Source organism: Streptomyces sp. 3211.6, assembly GCF_003634815.1.
In the GTDB taxonomy this organism is placed as follows: Bacteria; Actinomycetota; Actinomycetes; order Streptomycetales; family Streptomycetaceae; genus Streptomyces; species Streptomyces katrae_A.
Map to the genome: position 1 here is coordinate 1,402,098 of NZ_RBXC01000001.1, position 13,841 is coordinate 1,415,938.

Consider the following 13,841-nt stretch of genomic DNA (forward strand, 5'->3'; position numbering starts at 1 on the left):
GGGCGATGGGGTGCGGTGAAGACTTCGCGTGGCGTACAGGCGACATGTCGCGAGTACGCCAAAGGGGCTGCCTTGCGGGCCACGTCCGGGCCCAACAGGCTGATCGCATGGAACACTTCGCGACCAATCTCATTGACCGCAGCGCACCGGAATCCCTGCTGGTCGTGGCCGCGCACCCGGACGACATCGAGTTCTGCGTCAGCGGGACGGTCATGCGGTGGATCGCGCAGGGCACGCAGCGCGTGACGTACTGCATCGTCACGGACGGCGGCGCCGGCGGCTACGACGAACGGCTCCCCCGCCAGGCCATGGGCGACCTCCGCCGGGCCGAGCAGGTCCATTCGGCCAAGCGCAGCGGCGTCGACGACGTCCGCTTCCTCGGCTACCCGGACAGTTACGTGGAGGCGAGCGTGGAGCTGCGCCGCGACCTGTGCCGGGTGATCCGGGAGGTCCGCCCGCAGCGGGCCGTGATCCCGAGCCCGGAGATCAACTGGTCCCGCATCGCCGACCTGCACCCCGACCACCGTGCGGTGGGCGACGCCGCCCTGCGGGCGGTCTACCCCGAGGCGCGCAACCCCTTCGCCCACCCGTCCCTGCTCAAGGAGGAGGGGCTGGAGCCGTGGATCGTGCCCGAGCTGTGGCTGATGACCGGCCCGACCCCGAACCAGTACGTCGACGTCACCCCGGTGTTCGACCGGAAGGTGGAGGCGCTGCGCATCCACACCTCGCAGACCGCCCACTTCGACGATCTCGCGGGGCTGCTGCGGGACTGGCTGGGCGAGCACGCCCGGGCGGCCGGGCTGCCCGCCGGGCGGATGGCGGAGGCCTTCCAGGTCGTGCGGATCGACGGTTGAGCGGCCGCCCGGGCCGGGTCGCGGCCCGGGCGCACCCCTGTGCTCACCGGTCTCACCGGTCTCACCTGTAGATGAGCAGTTCCCCTTCGGTCGCGCCCGCCAGTTCGTAGCGGGTGGCGACCAGCGGGCGGCCCGAGTAGAGCCGGATCAGCGTCGCCGCGTCGCCGCTGAACCGGGCCGGGGGCCGGCCCTGCACCTCGTTGCCCAGTTCCAGCGCTCCGGTGTGACCGTCGATGTCGGCGATCAGCCGGGGCGTTTCGCGCTTACGGCTGGTGACCTGCAGCAGCGGCAGGGCGAGGGCCAGGCTGGTGCCCGCGTACGCGCCCGGCTCCCCGAAGGCCTCGCGGACGTCGCCCGCGTGGATCCACTCCCCCAGGGCCACCGCGTCCAGCCTGCCGTCACCGGCGGCGATGACCGGCCCGGCCTCGCTGAACCCGCGCTCCAGCTCGTCCACGATCCGGCCCACCGGCCAGTCCACGCGCTCGGCCACGTCGGCGGCGTTGGCGGCGGGGAGGAAGACCCCCTCCTCCAGCCGGCCCTCGACGATCCGTACGAGGGCCGCCGCGCAGTGCGCGAGCACGTCCCGGGCGGTCCAGCCCGGGCAGGCGGTCCGCAGCCCGAACGAGGCCTCCGGTGTGCGGCGCAACAGCGGGATCAGCACGTCCCGTTCGGTGCGCAGCAGCAGGTCCGGGAGCCACGGGTCCCGTTCGCCGGGGGCTGCGGTGTCCGGGTCGGCGCCCGGTGCGGCGTCCAGTGTGGTGTGCACGATGGTGTCCACGGTGTCCCCGGCAGATCAGTAGCGGTAGTGGTCGGGCTTGTACGGGCCCTCGACCTTGACGCCGATGTACTCCGCCTGCTCCGGACGGAGCGTGGTCAGCTTGACACCGAGGGCGTCGAGGTGGAGACGGGCGACCTTCTCGTCCAGGTGCTTGGGCAGCACGTAGACGTCGGTCGGGTACTCCTCGGGCTTGGTGAACAGCTCGATCTGCGCCAGCGTCTGGTCCGCGAAGGAGTTCGACATCACGAAGGACGGGTGGCCCGTCGCGTTGCCCAGGTTCAGCAGACGGCCCTCGGACAGCACGATCAGGACCTTGCCGTCGGGGAACGTCCAGGTGTGGACCTGCGGCTTGACCTCGTCCTTGACGATGCCCTCGACCCTGGCCAGACCCGCCATGTCGATCTCGTTGTCGAAGTGGCCGATGTTCCCCACGATCGCCTGGTGCTTCATCCTGGCCATGTCCGAGGCCATGATGATGTCCTTGTTGCCCGTCGTGGTGATGAAGATGTCCGCCGTCTCCACCACGTCGTCCAGGGTGGCGACCTGGTAGCCGTCCATCGCCGCCTGCAGCGCGCAGATCGGGTCGATCTCCGTCACGATGACCCGCGCACCCTGGCCGCGCAGGGACTCCGCGCAGCCCTTGCCGACGTCGCCGTAACCGCACACGACCGCGACCTTGCCGCCGATCAGCACGTCGGTGGCCCGGTTGATGCCGTCGATCAGGGAGTGGCGGCAGCCGTACTTGTTGTCGAACTTCGACTTCGTCACCGCGTCGTTCACGTTGATCGCCGGGAAGAGCAGGTCACCGGACTGCATCATCTCGTAGAGACGGTGGACACCGGTGGTGGTCTCCTCCGTCACGCCGCGGATCCCGGACGCGAGGGCGGACCAGTCGATGTCCGTCTTCGCCAGCAGGCCCAGGACGATGGCCATTTCCTCGTTGTCGGCGGTCGAGGGGTCCGGGACGGCCCCGGCCTTCTGGTACTCGACGCCCTTGTGGACGAGGAGGGTGGCGTCGCCGCCGTCGTCCAGGATCATGTTCGGGCCGGCCTGTCCGGGCCAGGTCAGCGCCTGCTCCGTACACCACCAGTACTCCTCCAGCGTCTCGCCCTTCCAGGCGAAGACCGGGATCCCGGCGGCCGCGATGGCCGCGGCGGCGTGGTCCTGCGTCGAGTAGATGTTGCAGGACACCCAGCGGACCTCCGCGCCGAGCGCGACGAGGGTCTCGATCAGGACGGCGGTCTGCACGGTCATGTGCAGGGAGCCGGTGATGCGGGCGCCGGCCAGCGGCTGCGCCTCGGCGTACTCCCGGCGGATCGACATCAGACCCGGCATCTCGTGCTCGGCCAGGGTGATCTCCTTGCGGCCGAAGGCGGCGAGGGAGATGTCGGCGACCTTGTAGTCGGTGAATGCGGCAGACATGCGGTGTGCTCCTCGGAAAGGTGCGGGGGCCGGGGTCATCGACGGCCTCCCGCGTTGAAATAGCCGGCCTCGGGGTGGTGGACGACCAGAGCATCGGTGGACTGCTCGGGGTGGAGCTGGAACTCCTCCGAGAGGTGGACGCCGATCCGCTCGGGGCGGAGCAGTTCGGCGATCTTGGCCCGGTCGGAGAGCTCCGGGCAGGCCGGGTAGCCGAGCGAGTATCGGCAGCCCTGGTACTCGGTACGGAACATGCCGTCCATGCCCGCCGGATCGGATCCGGCGATGCCCAGCTCGGCGCGGACGCGGGCGTGCCAGTACTCGGCGAGGGCCTCGGCCAGCTGGACGGACAGGCCGTGCAGCTCCAGGTAGTCGCGGTAGGAGTCGGACTCGAACAGCTTGGCCGTGGCCTCGCCGATCTTCGAGCCGACGGTGACCACCTGGAGGCCGATGACGTCCACCTCGCCCGACTCCTCGGGACGGACGAAGTCCGCGAGGCACAGCCGCCGGCCCCGGCTCTGCCGGGGGAAGGTGAAGCGGGTCCGCTCGGCGCCGCCCTCGTCCAGGATGATCAGGTCGTCGCCCTTGGAGACGCACGGGAAGTAGCCGTGGACCACGGCCGCTTCGAGCAGCCGCTCCGTGTGCATCCGGTCCAGCCAGCCGCGCAGGCGGGGCCTGCCGTCGGTGGCGATCGAATCCGCGTCCTTGAGGCCCCACTGCCCCTTGAAGAGCGCCTGCTCGTCCAGCCAGCCCGCGTACTCCTTGAGCTGGATGCCCTTGACGACACGGGTCCCCCAGAAGGGCGGGGTGGGCACCGGGTTGTCCACGGCCACGTCGGAACGGCCGGCCTCCTCCGGTTCCCGCACGTCGAGGGCGGCGGCGCGCTGCGGTACGCGACGCTGCTTGAGGGGCGGGAGTTCGGCGCCGGGGACGCCGCGCTTGACGGCGATCAGGGCGTCCATCAGCCGCAGGCCCTCGAACGCGTCGCGGGCGTAGCGGACCTCGCCCTCGTAGATCTCGTGGAGGTCCTGCTCGACATAGGCCCGGGTCAGGGCCGCGCCGCCCAGGATCACCGGGAAGTCGGCGGCCAGCTTGCGCTGGTTGAGCTCCTCCAGGTTCTCCTTCATGATCACGGTGGACTTCACCAGGAGCCCGGACATGCCGATCACATCGGCCTTGTGCTCCTGCGCGGCCTCCACGATCGCGGAAACCGGCTGCTTGATACCGATGTTCACCACGTTGTAGCCGTTGTTGGTGAGGATGATGTCCACCAGGTTCTTACCGATGTCATGGACATCACCGCGGACCGTGGCCAGCACGATCGTGCCCTTGCCCTCGTCGTCCGTCTTCTCCATATGCGGCTCCAGATAGGCCACCGCCGTCTTCATCACCTCGGCCGACTGGAGCACGAACGGCAACTGCATCTGCCCCGACCCGAACAGCTCACCAACGACCTTCATCCCCTCCAGAAGGGTGTCGTTGACGATGTCCAGCGCCGGACGGCCCGTCAGCGCCTCGTCGAGATCGGCCTCCAGACCGTTCTTCTCCCCGTCGATGATCCGCCGCCGCAGCCGCTCCTCCAGCGGCAGCGCAAGAAGCTCCTGCGCACGGCCGGCCTTCAGCGACTTCGTGTTGACCCCCTCGAACAGGGCCATCAGCTTCTGCAGCGGGTCGTAGTCACCCTCACGACGGTCATAGATCAAATCCAGAGCCGTGCTGACCTGCTCCTCGTCGAACCGCGCGATCGGCAGGATCTTCGACGCATGAACGATCGCCGAATCCAGACCCGCCTTCACACACTCGTCCAGGAACACCGAGTTCAGCAGCACACGAGCAGCCGGATTCAGACCGAACGAAATATTCGACAGACCCAGCGTGGTCTGCACCTGCGGATGACGCCGCTTGAGCTCACGGATCGCCTCGATCGTCGCGATCCCGTCCTTACGCGACTCCTCCTGACCCGTGCAGATCGTGAACGTCAGGGTGTCGATCAGAATGTCCGACTCACGGATACCCCAGTTCGACGTCAGGTCCCCGATCAGCCGCTCCGCGATCGCGACCTTGTGCTCGACCGTACGGGCCTGGCCCTCCTCGTCGATCGTCAGCGCGATCAACGCGGCACCATGCTCCCGCGCCAGCCGCGTCACCTTCGCAAAACGCGACTGCGGACCGTCACCGTCCTCGTAGTTCACCGAGTTGATGACCGCACGCCCGCCCAGCATCTCCAGACCCGCCTGGATCACCGGAACCTCGGTCGAGTCCAGCACGATCGGCAGCGTCGAAGCCGTCGCGAAACGCCCCGCCAGCTCCCGCATGTCCGCGACACCGTCACGGCCCACATAGTCCACACACAGGTCCAGCATGTGCGCGCCCTCACGGATCTGGTCCCGCGCCATCTCCACACAGTCGTCCCAGCGGCCCTCCAGCATCGCCTCACGGAACTTCTTCGACCCGTTCGCGTTCGTCCGCTCACCGATCGCCATGTACGAGGTGTCCTGCCGGAACGGCACCGTCTGATACAGCGAGGCCGCACCCGGCTCGGGGCGCGGGTCGCGCTCCACGACGGCGGCGCCCCTCACCCGCTCCACCACCTGCCGCAGATGCTCGGGAGTGGTGCCACAGCAACCGCCCACCAGCGACAGCCCGTACTCCCGCACGAACGTCTCCTGCGCATCCGCCAGCTCCGACGCCGACAGCGGGTAGTGCGCACCCTGCTTCGTCAGGACGGGCAGACCGGCGTTCGGCATGCACGACAACGGGATGCGCGCATGACGGGCCAGATAACGCAGGTGCTCGCTCATCTCCGCCGGACCGGTCGCACAGTTCAGACCGATCATGTCGATCCCCAACGGCTCCAGCGCCGTCAGCGCCGCCCCGATCTCCGAACCCAGCAGCATCGTGCCGGTCGCCTCCACCGTGACCTGGACGATCAGGGGCAGGTCCCCCATCCCGCACCAGTCCAGGGCCCGCCGGGCGCCGATGACGGCGGCCTTCGTCTGGAGGAGGTCCTGGGTGGTCTCGACGAGGAGGGCGTCCGCGCCGCCGCGGATCAGGCCCTCCGCGTTCTCCTGGTAGGCGGCGCGCAGACGGTCGTAGGCGATGTGCCCGAGGGTGGGGAGCTTGGTGCCCGGGCCCATGGAGCCCAGGACCCAGCGGGGCCTGCCGTCGTCCGCCGTGAAGGCGTCCGCCGACTCGCGGGCGATGCGGGCGCCGGCCTCGGAGAGCTCGTAGATCCGGTCCTCGACCCCGTACTCGGCGAGCGCGGCCAGGTTCGTGCCGAAGGTGTTCGTCTCGACGCAGTCGACGCCGGCCGAGAAGTAGGCGTCGTGCACCGAGCGGACGATGTCGGGGCGGGTGGAGTTGAGGATCTCGTTGCAGCCCTCCAGCCCCAGGAAGTCGTCCATGGTGGGGTCGGCCGCCTGGAGCATCGTGCCCATCGCCCCGTCCGCGACCACCACACGGGTCGCGAACTCCTCCCTCAGTGACCGTCTCATCTCATTCCAGTCCCCTCAGGTGTCCGGACAGTTCCGCCTCGCTGCGCGGGCCGTAGGCGGAGCGCAGCCGGGCCAGGAGGGCTTCCCGGGACAGCCGGTACTCCTGGGTGCCGGCGTGGTCGAGCACGGTCGCCGCGACCGCGCAGCCCAGCTGGGCCGCGTACCGCTCGGGCACGCCCCAGGCCGTCCCGGCGAGGAAGCCGGCCCGGAAGGCGTCGCCGACGCCGGTCGGGTCGACCACGTCCGCGACGGGCACCGCCGCCACGGTCAGCTCGCCGCCGGCGGCGGTGCGGATGCGGACGCCGTCCTCGCCGCGGGTGGTGACCCAGGAGCCGACCCGTTCCAGGACCTGCTCCTCGGTGAGCCCGGAGCGTTCGCAGAGCAGGGCGGACTCGTACTCGTTGGTGAACAGCCGCGTCGCCCCGTCGAGCAGTTCCAGCACCTCGTCCCGGGTGAGCCGGGCGAGCTGCTGGGAGGGGTCGGAGGCGAAGGGGACGCCCAGTTCGCGGCAGGCGCGGGTGTGGCGGAGCATGGCCTGCGGATCGTCCGGGGAGACGAGCACCAGGTCGGGGCGGCCGGTGCGGGCGACGACCTCGTGCAGGTCGATCTCGCGGGCCTCGGCCATCGCGCCCGCGTAGAAGGTCGCGATCTGGTTCTGCTCCTCGTCGGTGGTGCAGACGAAGCGGGCGGTGTGAAGGGTGTCGCTGACGCGTACGGAGTCGGTGTCCACTCCGTGGTCCTTGAGCCACAGCCGGTACGGCTCGAAGTCCGCGCCCACCGCGCCCACCAGCAGGGGGCGCAGTCCCAGGACGCCGAGACCGAAGGCGATGTTCGCCGCCACGCCGCCACGCCGCACGTCCAGGTGGTCGGCGAGGAAGGACAGGGAGACCCGGTCCAGCCGGTCCGCCAGCAGCTGCTCGGCGAACCGGCCGGGGAAGGTCATCAGGTGATCGGTCGCGATGGAACCCGTGACAGCGATCCGCATGTCAGACCCCGGCTGCCTTGCGCAGGGCGTGCACGCGGTCGGTGCGCTCCCAGGTGAAGTCGGGGAGCTCGCGGCCGAAGTGGCCGTAGGCGGCGGTCTGCGCGTAGATGGGCCGCAGCAGGTCGAGGTCGCGGACGATGGCGGCCGGGCGGAGGTCGAAGACGGCGGAGACCGCCTCCTGGATCCGCTCGTCGGGCAGGGACCCGGTGCCGAAGGTCTCGACGAACAGGCCGACGGGCTCGGCCTTGCCGATCGCGTACGCGACCTGGACCTCGCAGCGGGCCGCGAGGCCTGCGGCGACGACGTTCTTGGCGACCCAGCGCATGGCGTACGCGGCCGAACGGTCCACCTTCGACGGGTCCTTGCCCGAGAAGGCGCCGCCGCCGTGGCGGGCCATGCCGCCGTACGTGTCGATGATGATCTTGCGGCCGGTGAGGCCGGCGTCGCCCATCGGGCCGCCGATCTCGAAACGCCCGGTCGGGTTCACCAGTAGGCGGTAGCCCTCGGTGTCCAGCTTGATGCCGTCCTCGGCGAGCTGGGCGAGGACGTGCTCGACCACGTGGTCGCGGACGTCCGGGGTGAGCAGGCCCTCCAGGTCGATGTCCGCGGCGTGCTGCGTGGAGACGACCACGGTGTCGAGGCGGACCGCACGGTTGCCGTCGTACTCGATGGTGACCTGGGTCTTGCCGTCGGGGCGCAGGTACGGGACCGTGCCCTCCTTGCGGACCTGGGTCAGGCGGCGGGAGAGCCGGTGCGCGAGGTGGATCGGCAGCGGCATCAGCTCGGGGGTCTCGTCGCAGGCGTAGCCGAACATCAGGCCCTGGTCGCCCGCGCCCTGCCGGTCGAGCTCGTCACCCTTTCCACCTGTGGCGGCCCCCTCGACCCGGGACTCGTAGGCCGTGTCGACGCCCTGGGCGATGTCCGGGGACTGGGCGCCGATGGACACCGAGACGCCGCAGGAGGCGCCGTCGAAGCCCTTCTTCGAGGAGTCGTAGCCGATGTCGAGGATGGCTCCGCGGACGAGTTCGGCGATCGGCGCGTAGGCGGTGGTCGTGACCTCGCCGGCGATGTGGACCTGGCCGGTGGTGATCAGGGTCTCCACGGCGACGCGGCTGGCCGGGTCCTCGCGCAGCAGGGCGTCGAGGATGGTGTCGCTGACCCGGTCGGCGATCTTGTCGGGGTGGCCCTCGGTGACCGATTCGGAGGTGAACAGGCGCTTGCTCATGCCTTCACCTCGGCGGAGAAGAAGTGGGTGGCGATGGCGTCGAGGGTGCGGATCTCGTCGACCTCGAGGGTCTCCATCTGGATGGAGCGGCCACTGTGCTGTTCGAGCAGGAAGACGAACTCGACGAAGGACAGGGAGTCGATCAGCCGGTTCTCGATGAGGTCCAGGTCGGAAGCGATGTCGTCCAGCTCCTCGTGGCGGGCGAGGAGCCAGTTCTTCACGAGCTGCAGGCCTTCGGACATGGTGTCTCTCCTTGGAGTGCTGTGTTCGGGTTGCGGGGTGTGCGCGGACCCGGCGGCCGGGTCCGGGAGTGCGGGCGGTGGGGGTGGCTCCGGCGGGCCGGGGTCCACCAGCGGGGCGGCGACCGCCACCGCGTAGTCCACGTCGTGGCTGATGGTGACGGTGATGCCGGAGATGCCGGAGTCGGCTGCCATGCCGGCGGCCGCCCCGCGGAGTTCCACGAGGGGCCAGCCGCCCTCGGAGCGCCGTACGACGATGTCCCGCCAGGGCAGGACCACGGCCCCGACGCGGAGGGTCTTGAAGGCCGCCTCCTTGGCCGCGATCCGTCCGCACAGGCTCAGCACGTCGAGCCGGGCGGAGGTGTGGCAGTCGGCGAGTTCGCCGGGGGTGAGCATGCGCTGGAAGAAGTCCTCGCCGTATGCGGCGAGCAGCCGGCGGACACGGTGGACGGACACGATGTCCATGCCGAGGTTCGCCCAGCCCAGGCCGCCCGCCGGCGGGGCGACGGGTCGGGTCTGCACGTCAGATCGCCGGCCCCGCCGCGTTCGCGCTCAGGACGGCGGCGGTCGCCGCGCCCCAGCTGCCGTGGCGGCGGGTGAGCGCGGACAGCCAGCGCTCGAGGCCGAAGGCGACGCAGCTGGTGAAGGCCGGGCCCGCGCCGGAGGCGAGGGGGATGTCGCAGCGGTCGCCGAAGAAGTTGCGGTGCGTGTTGACGGAGGCGATCGCGAGGTCCTCGTACAGGAACTCGTGCTTGACCGGGGTCAGCCTCTGGAGCACCGCCTTGGAGCTGCCCTTGTCGAAGAAGGGGTCGCAGGCGGCCTCCTTCGTCAGCGGCAGGTCCAGGGCCTCCGCGAAGGCGTGGATGCGCCGGGTGAAGCGGGCCAGGTGCTCCTCGGCGTGCTCGCGGGTGCCGATGGCGACGATCTCCCGCATGCGGAAGCCGAGCTGGCGGCGCAGGCCCTCGTAGTGCGCTTCCTTGCGGAAGCACCAGCCGACCACGGTGACGAGTTCGTCGTCGGCGGCCGGGCGGCCCTGGTGGTCGATGTAGACGGCGTAGCAGGAGGCGGAGGGCAGGCCGAGGGCGGCCGGCTCCAGCGCGTCGCAGGGGAAGCAGCCGGTGTCGGTACAGAACTCGCTGGTCTCCCGGACGTCCAGGTTCAGCGGGGCGGCGACGACGGCCTGGTGGGGGAAGTTGTCGTAGTAGTCGAGCCGGGCCAGGTCGGCGGCCGGGAGCAGCGGGGGCATGGTCATCGAGCGGGCCCCGGCGTGCACCCCCCAGCTCTCGAAGGTGTCGTCGAGGAGCCGCAGCAGGGCGGTGCCCTCGGGGCCGAGCGACGGCAGGCCCCGGGTCTCGGTGGTGGTGGGTGTCTTGACGGTCGTGACGCTCATGGGGGTGTCACCTCTCGGGCGGCGGTGGGCCCTCTCAGACGACGGGCAGGACGTCGTCCGTGAAGATCCCGGTCTTCAGGAAGAAGCCGAGCGGCTTGCGGATGGCCTTGCGCTCGTGGGGGCGGCGCCGTTCGTCGGCGACGAGCGCGTTGCGCAGGCCGATCGGGTCGGCGATGCCTGCGTCCCGGTACACGTGGGGGTTGTAGAGGGAGTTGATGCTGTAGACCACGTAGCGCTTGAGGTAGGCCTCGACCTCGGCGACGCGGGCGGCGGGGACGGCCTCCTTCATGCGGGTGAACAGGAGGGAGACCAGCTCGCGGCCGAAGGCGATGTGGCGGGACTCGTCCTGGTGGTGGATGCGGTTGACCTCGCGGATGGTGTGGCACAGCGACTCGTCGCGCGCCATCCGCGTGTTGTAGTGGTCGACCAGCTCCTCGAAGAACAGGATCCGGGAGAAGACGAGGAAGTTCTCGACCTCCGGTTCCCAGGCGGAGTCGGCGCGCAGGGCGGTGGAGCCGTAGATCTTGTCGCCGTAGCGGCGGCAGAACTCGGCGAAGAACCACATGTGCTCGTTCTCCTCACCGATGAAGTGGTGGAAGAAGTCCGAGGGCACCTCGAAGCCGGGCATGTGGATGCGGCCGACGACCTCGATGAGCAGTTCGCGGATGCCGTGCACGTTGAGGCTGTAGAAGTTGATGCTCTCCCACTTCGAGAGGCGCTGGAGGGTTTCCTCGCCGAGCTCGTCGTAGAAGGGGGTGCCGTAGACGGTGAGCAGCTCGGGGGTCATCCACATGCGGCCCTCGTCCAGCTTCTCGGGCCAGTCGAACTGCTGGTACGGGTTGTAGTACTCCTCGATGGAGCGGGAGCTCAGGCGTTCCAGGACTTCCAGGAACCGGTCGTTGACGGGCAGGGGGGCGCTGACGCCCATGGTGACTCCTCGTCGGTGGTGGTGGGGCGGGGGCGTGCGGGCCCCGGGGCCGGTGGGGCCGGGCGCTACGGGCGGACCTCGTAGACCGCGTTGACCGGGGTCTCGGTCGCACGGCGCCAGCGGGTGAAGCCGGCCTCTTCGGCGATGGCGCGGAAGGCCTGCTCGCCGGAGTGGTTGCCGAGCGCGTGGGGGCCGCGCTGGGCGACGGCCACGGGCAGGCACATCACGGCGGAGAGGGCCATGAACATGCGGGCGGCGGGGGTCTGGGTGTCGATGTCGTCGGGCGACACGTTGGACTCGACGAGCATCCAGGTGCCGTCGGCGTCCAGGGACTTGTGCACGTGCTGGGCGGCGGAGACCGGGTCGCCCATGTCGTGCAGGGCGTTGAAGAAGGTGACCAGGTCGTAGCCGGAGCCGGGGTAGTCGTCGGCGGAGGCGACGTCGAAGACCACGCGGTCGGAGAGGCCGGCCTCGTCGGCGAGCTGGCGGGCGAGGGAGATGGCCTCTTCGGAGTAGTCGAAGCCGTGGACGGTCGCCTGCGGGAAGGCCTTGGCGATGAGCAGCGTGGTGTGGCCGACGCCGCAGCCGACGTCGGCGACGGTGCCGCCCGCGGCGAGCTTGGCGGTGACCCCGGTGAGGGAGGGCAGCCAGTCGGGGACGAGGCGGTGCTCGTAGGTGGGCTGGAAGAAGCTGCCCATGCCGGTGTCGAGGGCCGGGTCGTGCTCGGCCCAGCCGACGCCGTCGCCGGTGCGGTAGGCGTCGACGAGGAGGTCTTCGGTGCCGTAGAGGGCCTTGAGGGCGGTGAAGAACCCGGCGGCGAAGGTGATGGCGTTCGGGTCGGCCAGCACCGGAGCGTGGTCGGCCGGCAGGGTGTAGGCGCCGGTGGCCGGGTCGCGTTCGACGTAGCCGGCACTCAGCTGGGCGTGCAGCCACTCCTCGGCGTAGCGGGGGTGGATCGCGGTGCGTCCGGCGAGGGCGGCCGGGGTGAGCGGGCCGGCCTCGGCCAGGGCGCGGTAGAGGCCGAGCCGTTCGCCGAGGGCGACGGTGAGACCGCGTACGGCGGCTCCGGCGTCGCTGATGACGCGCTGGTGGAAGTCGTGGGTGGCGCTCATGCCGCTTTCACCTCGGTGGTCGGGAGGTCGCAGGTGAACAGGAAGGACCGCGGGACGCGCGGGACGCTGCGCGCGGGGACGGGGTAGGGCCAGCGGCCGAAGTCGGCGCCGTCCTCGCCGGGCTGGCGGACCTCGCGGACGTCCCAGCCGCATTCGGCGAGGAGCTGCTCGGGGGTCTCGGTGCCGAACAGCCAGGGGTTGCCGTCCTCTTCCAGGCACTTCAGGAAGGGGCGGGAGAGCGGGTTCTCCAGGGCGGCCCTGCTGATGACGTCGCCGAGGAGGACCGAGCCGGGCGCGGAGTGTCCGGCCAGGGTGGAGATGAGGTTGCGGACCGCGGCCTCGGGGAGGAAGAACAGGAGGCCCTCGACGACCCACAGCACGGGCTCGTCGGAGCGCCAGCCGGCCTGCGCGAGGGGGCCGGTCCAGTCCTGGGTGAGGTCGACGGCGACGGGGACGCGGGTGCGTCCGGCCGGCTGGGGCTCGTCGGCCAGCATGCCGGCCTTGGCCTCCAGGAGGGCGGGGCGGTCGAGTTCGTAGACGGTGACGCCGTCGGGCCAGGGGAGCCGGTAGAAGCGGGTGTCCATGCCGGCGGCGAGGAACACGACCTGGCGGATGCCGTGCTCCTGGACGGCGGCGACGATCTGCCGGTCCAGGTAGGTGGTGCGGATGGCGAGGAACGGCACGGTGCCGGCTCCGGCGTAGCGCTCCAGCAGCTCGAAGCCGATGGTGTCGGCGACGGTGCGGGCGTAGGGATCGGCGAACAGCCGGTCCTCGCGGTCGGTTTCCAGGGCCCGCGCTGCGGCGGTCCACTGGGCGGTGCGGGATACGGCCTCCACGGGAGGCTCCCTTCACTTCGGCGGACGGGGTGGGGGCGGGCGCGGGGTGGGGACCCTCGGCTAGGCCAGGGAGTTCACGCGGACGACCGGGTCCTCCGCGGCGCAGGGGTGCGCCGGGGAGCACGCGGCGGGCCGGCGCTGGAAGATGCTGTGCAGGATCATGCTGAAGACGACGTTCCCCTCGGCGTCGGACAGCGTGCACTTGGGCTGGACGACGCCGGTGGTGGGGTTGAACGGCGAGGGGCGCGAGCCGAGGATCTCGACGCGCGCCGTGAGCACGTCACCGGGACGGACGGGCCGCAGGTAGCGGATCTCGTCGACGCCCGGCGAGCCCGTACAGGCGCTGTAGGCGAGCAGTCCGTCGACGTAGCGGCGCATGAACATCGAGGCGCTGTGCCAGCCGCTGGCGATGAGGCCGCCGAACGGGGTCTGTGCGGCGAGCTCCGGGTCGGTGTGGAAGGGCTGCGGGTCGAAGCGCCTGCCGAACTCCAGCACTTCCTCCGTCGTGACGGTGATGGTCCCCAGCTCGTGGACGTCACCGGTCCGGAAGTCCTCGAAATAGCGCATCACGCGCCCCCCTT

At 70.5% G+C, this 13,841-nt stretch carries 12 protein-coding genes; 1 reads left to right on the forward strand and 11 read right to left on the reverse strand.

The annotated features are described in order from the left end of the window. Nucleotides 1-107 precede the first annotated feature (107 nt). Nucleotides 108-854 (forward strand): PIG-L deacetylase family protein, encoded by a 747-nt coding sequence (locus BX286_RS06575; RefSeq protein WP_079424591.1) that lies wholly within the window; start codon nt 108-110, stop codon nt 852-854. Nucleotides 855-915: 61 nt separating this feature from the next. Here the strand turns inward: BX286_RS06575 and BX286_RS06580 are convergent, their stop codons facing one another. The 11 genes from BX286_RS06580 to BX286_RS06630 all read right to left on the reverse strand — a co-directional run bounded on the left by BX286_RS06580 (nt 916) and on the right by BX286_RS06630 (nt 13,827). Continuing rightward, nucleotides 916-1,620: a maleylpyruvate isomerase family mycothiol-dependent enzyme gene (locus tag BX286_RS06580; protein WP_261993376.1), complete on the reverse strand. Its 705-nt coding sequence runs from the start codon at nt 1,618-1,620 to the stop codon at nt 916-918. A 27-nt stretch (nt 1,621-1,647) separates the two neighbouring features. Next, entirely contained in the window at nt 1,648-3,054 is a 1,407-nt protein-coding gene (gene ahcY / locus BX286_RS06585; RefSeq protein WP_079424593.1) for an adenosylhomocysteinase, read from the reverse strand. Nucleotides 3,055-3,089: 35 nt separating this feature from the next. Next, a complete protein-coding gene (metH, locus tag BX286_RS06590) occupies nt 3,090-6,545 on the reverse strand; it encodes a methionine synthase (protein WP_121014716.1) in 3,456 nt (1,151 codons plus the stop codon). Between the two features lies 1 nt (nt 6,546). Continuing rightward, nucleotides 6,547-7,530, reverse strand: a complete 984-nt coding sequence (locus BX286_RS06595) for a carbohydrate kinase family protein (RefSeq protein ID WP_121014717.1) — start codon at nt 7,528-7,530, stop codon at nt 6,547-6,549. A gap of 1 nt (nt 7,531) precedes the next feature. Beyond that, a complete protein-coding gene (gene metK / locus BX286_RS06600) occupies nt 7,532-8,755 on the reverse strand; it encodes a methionine adenosyltransferase (RefSeq protein ID WP_079424597.1) in 1,224 nt (407 codons plus the stop codon). Then, nucleotides 8,752-9,516: a holo-ACP synthase gene (gene acpS, locus BX286_RS06605; RefSeq protein WP_079424599.1), complete on the reverse strand. Its 765-nt coding sequence runs from the start codon at nt 9,514-9,516 to the stop codon at nt 8,752-8,754. The genes metK and acpS overlap by 4 nt, the downstream gene beginning before the upstream one ends. 1 nt (nt 9,517) lies before the next feature. Beyond that, complete coding sequence (locus BX286_RS06610) at nt 9,518-10,384, reverse strand: hypothetical protein (protein WP_079424600.1); 867 nt, start codon at nt 10,382-10,384, stop codon at nt 9,518-9,520. A 34-nt stretch (nt 10,385-10,418) separates the two neighbouring features. Continuing rightward, nucleotides 10,419-11,312, reverse strand: coding sequence for a diiron oxygenase (locus BX286_RS06615; RefSeq protein WP_079424602.1), 894 nt, complete (start codon nt 11,310-11,312; stop codon nt 10,419-10,421). Between the two features lie 65 nt (nt 11,313-11,377). Further along, nucleotides 11,378-12,424 carry a class I SAM-dependent methyltransferase gene (locus tag BX286_RS06620; RefSeq protein WP_079424604.1) on the reverse strand — a complete coding sequence of 349 codons (1,047 nt, stop codon included), beginning with the start codon at nt 12,422-12,424 and terminating at the stop codon, nt 11,378-11,380. Next, the gene (locus BX286_RS06625) at nt 12,421-13,260 is read right to left on the reverse strand and encodes an SAM-dependent methyltransferase (RefSeq protein ID WP_079424606.1); all 840 of its coding nucleotides are present in this window, start codon (nt 13,258-13,260) and stop codon (nt 12,421-12,423) included. Before BX286_RS06625 ends, BX286_RS06620 begins: the two co-directional genes overlap by 4 nt. Nucleotides 13,261-13,320: 60 nt before the next feature. Next, nucleotides 13,321-13,827, reverse strand: coding sequence for a MaoC family dehydratase (locus BX286_RS06630; protein WP_079424608.1), 507 nt, complete (start codon nt 13,825-13,827; stop codon nt 13,321-13,323). Between the last annotated feature and the right edge of the window lie 14 nt (nt 13,828-13,841).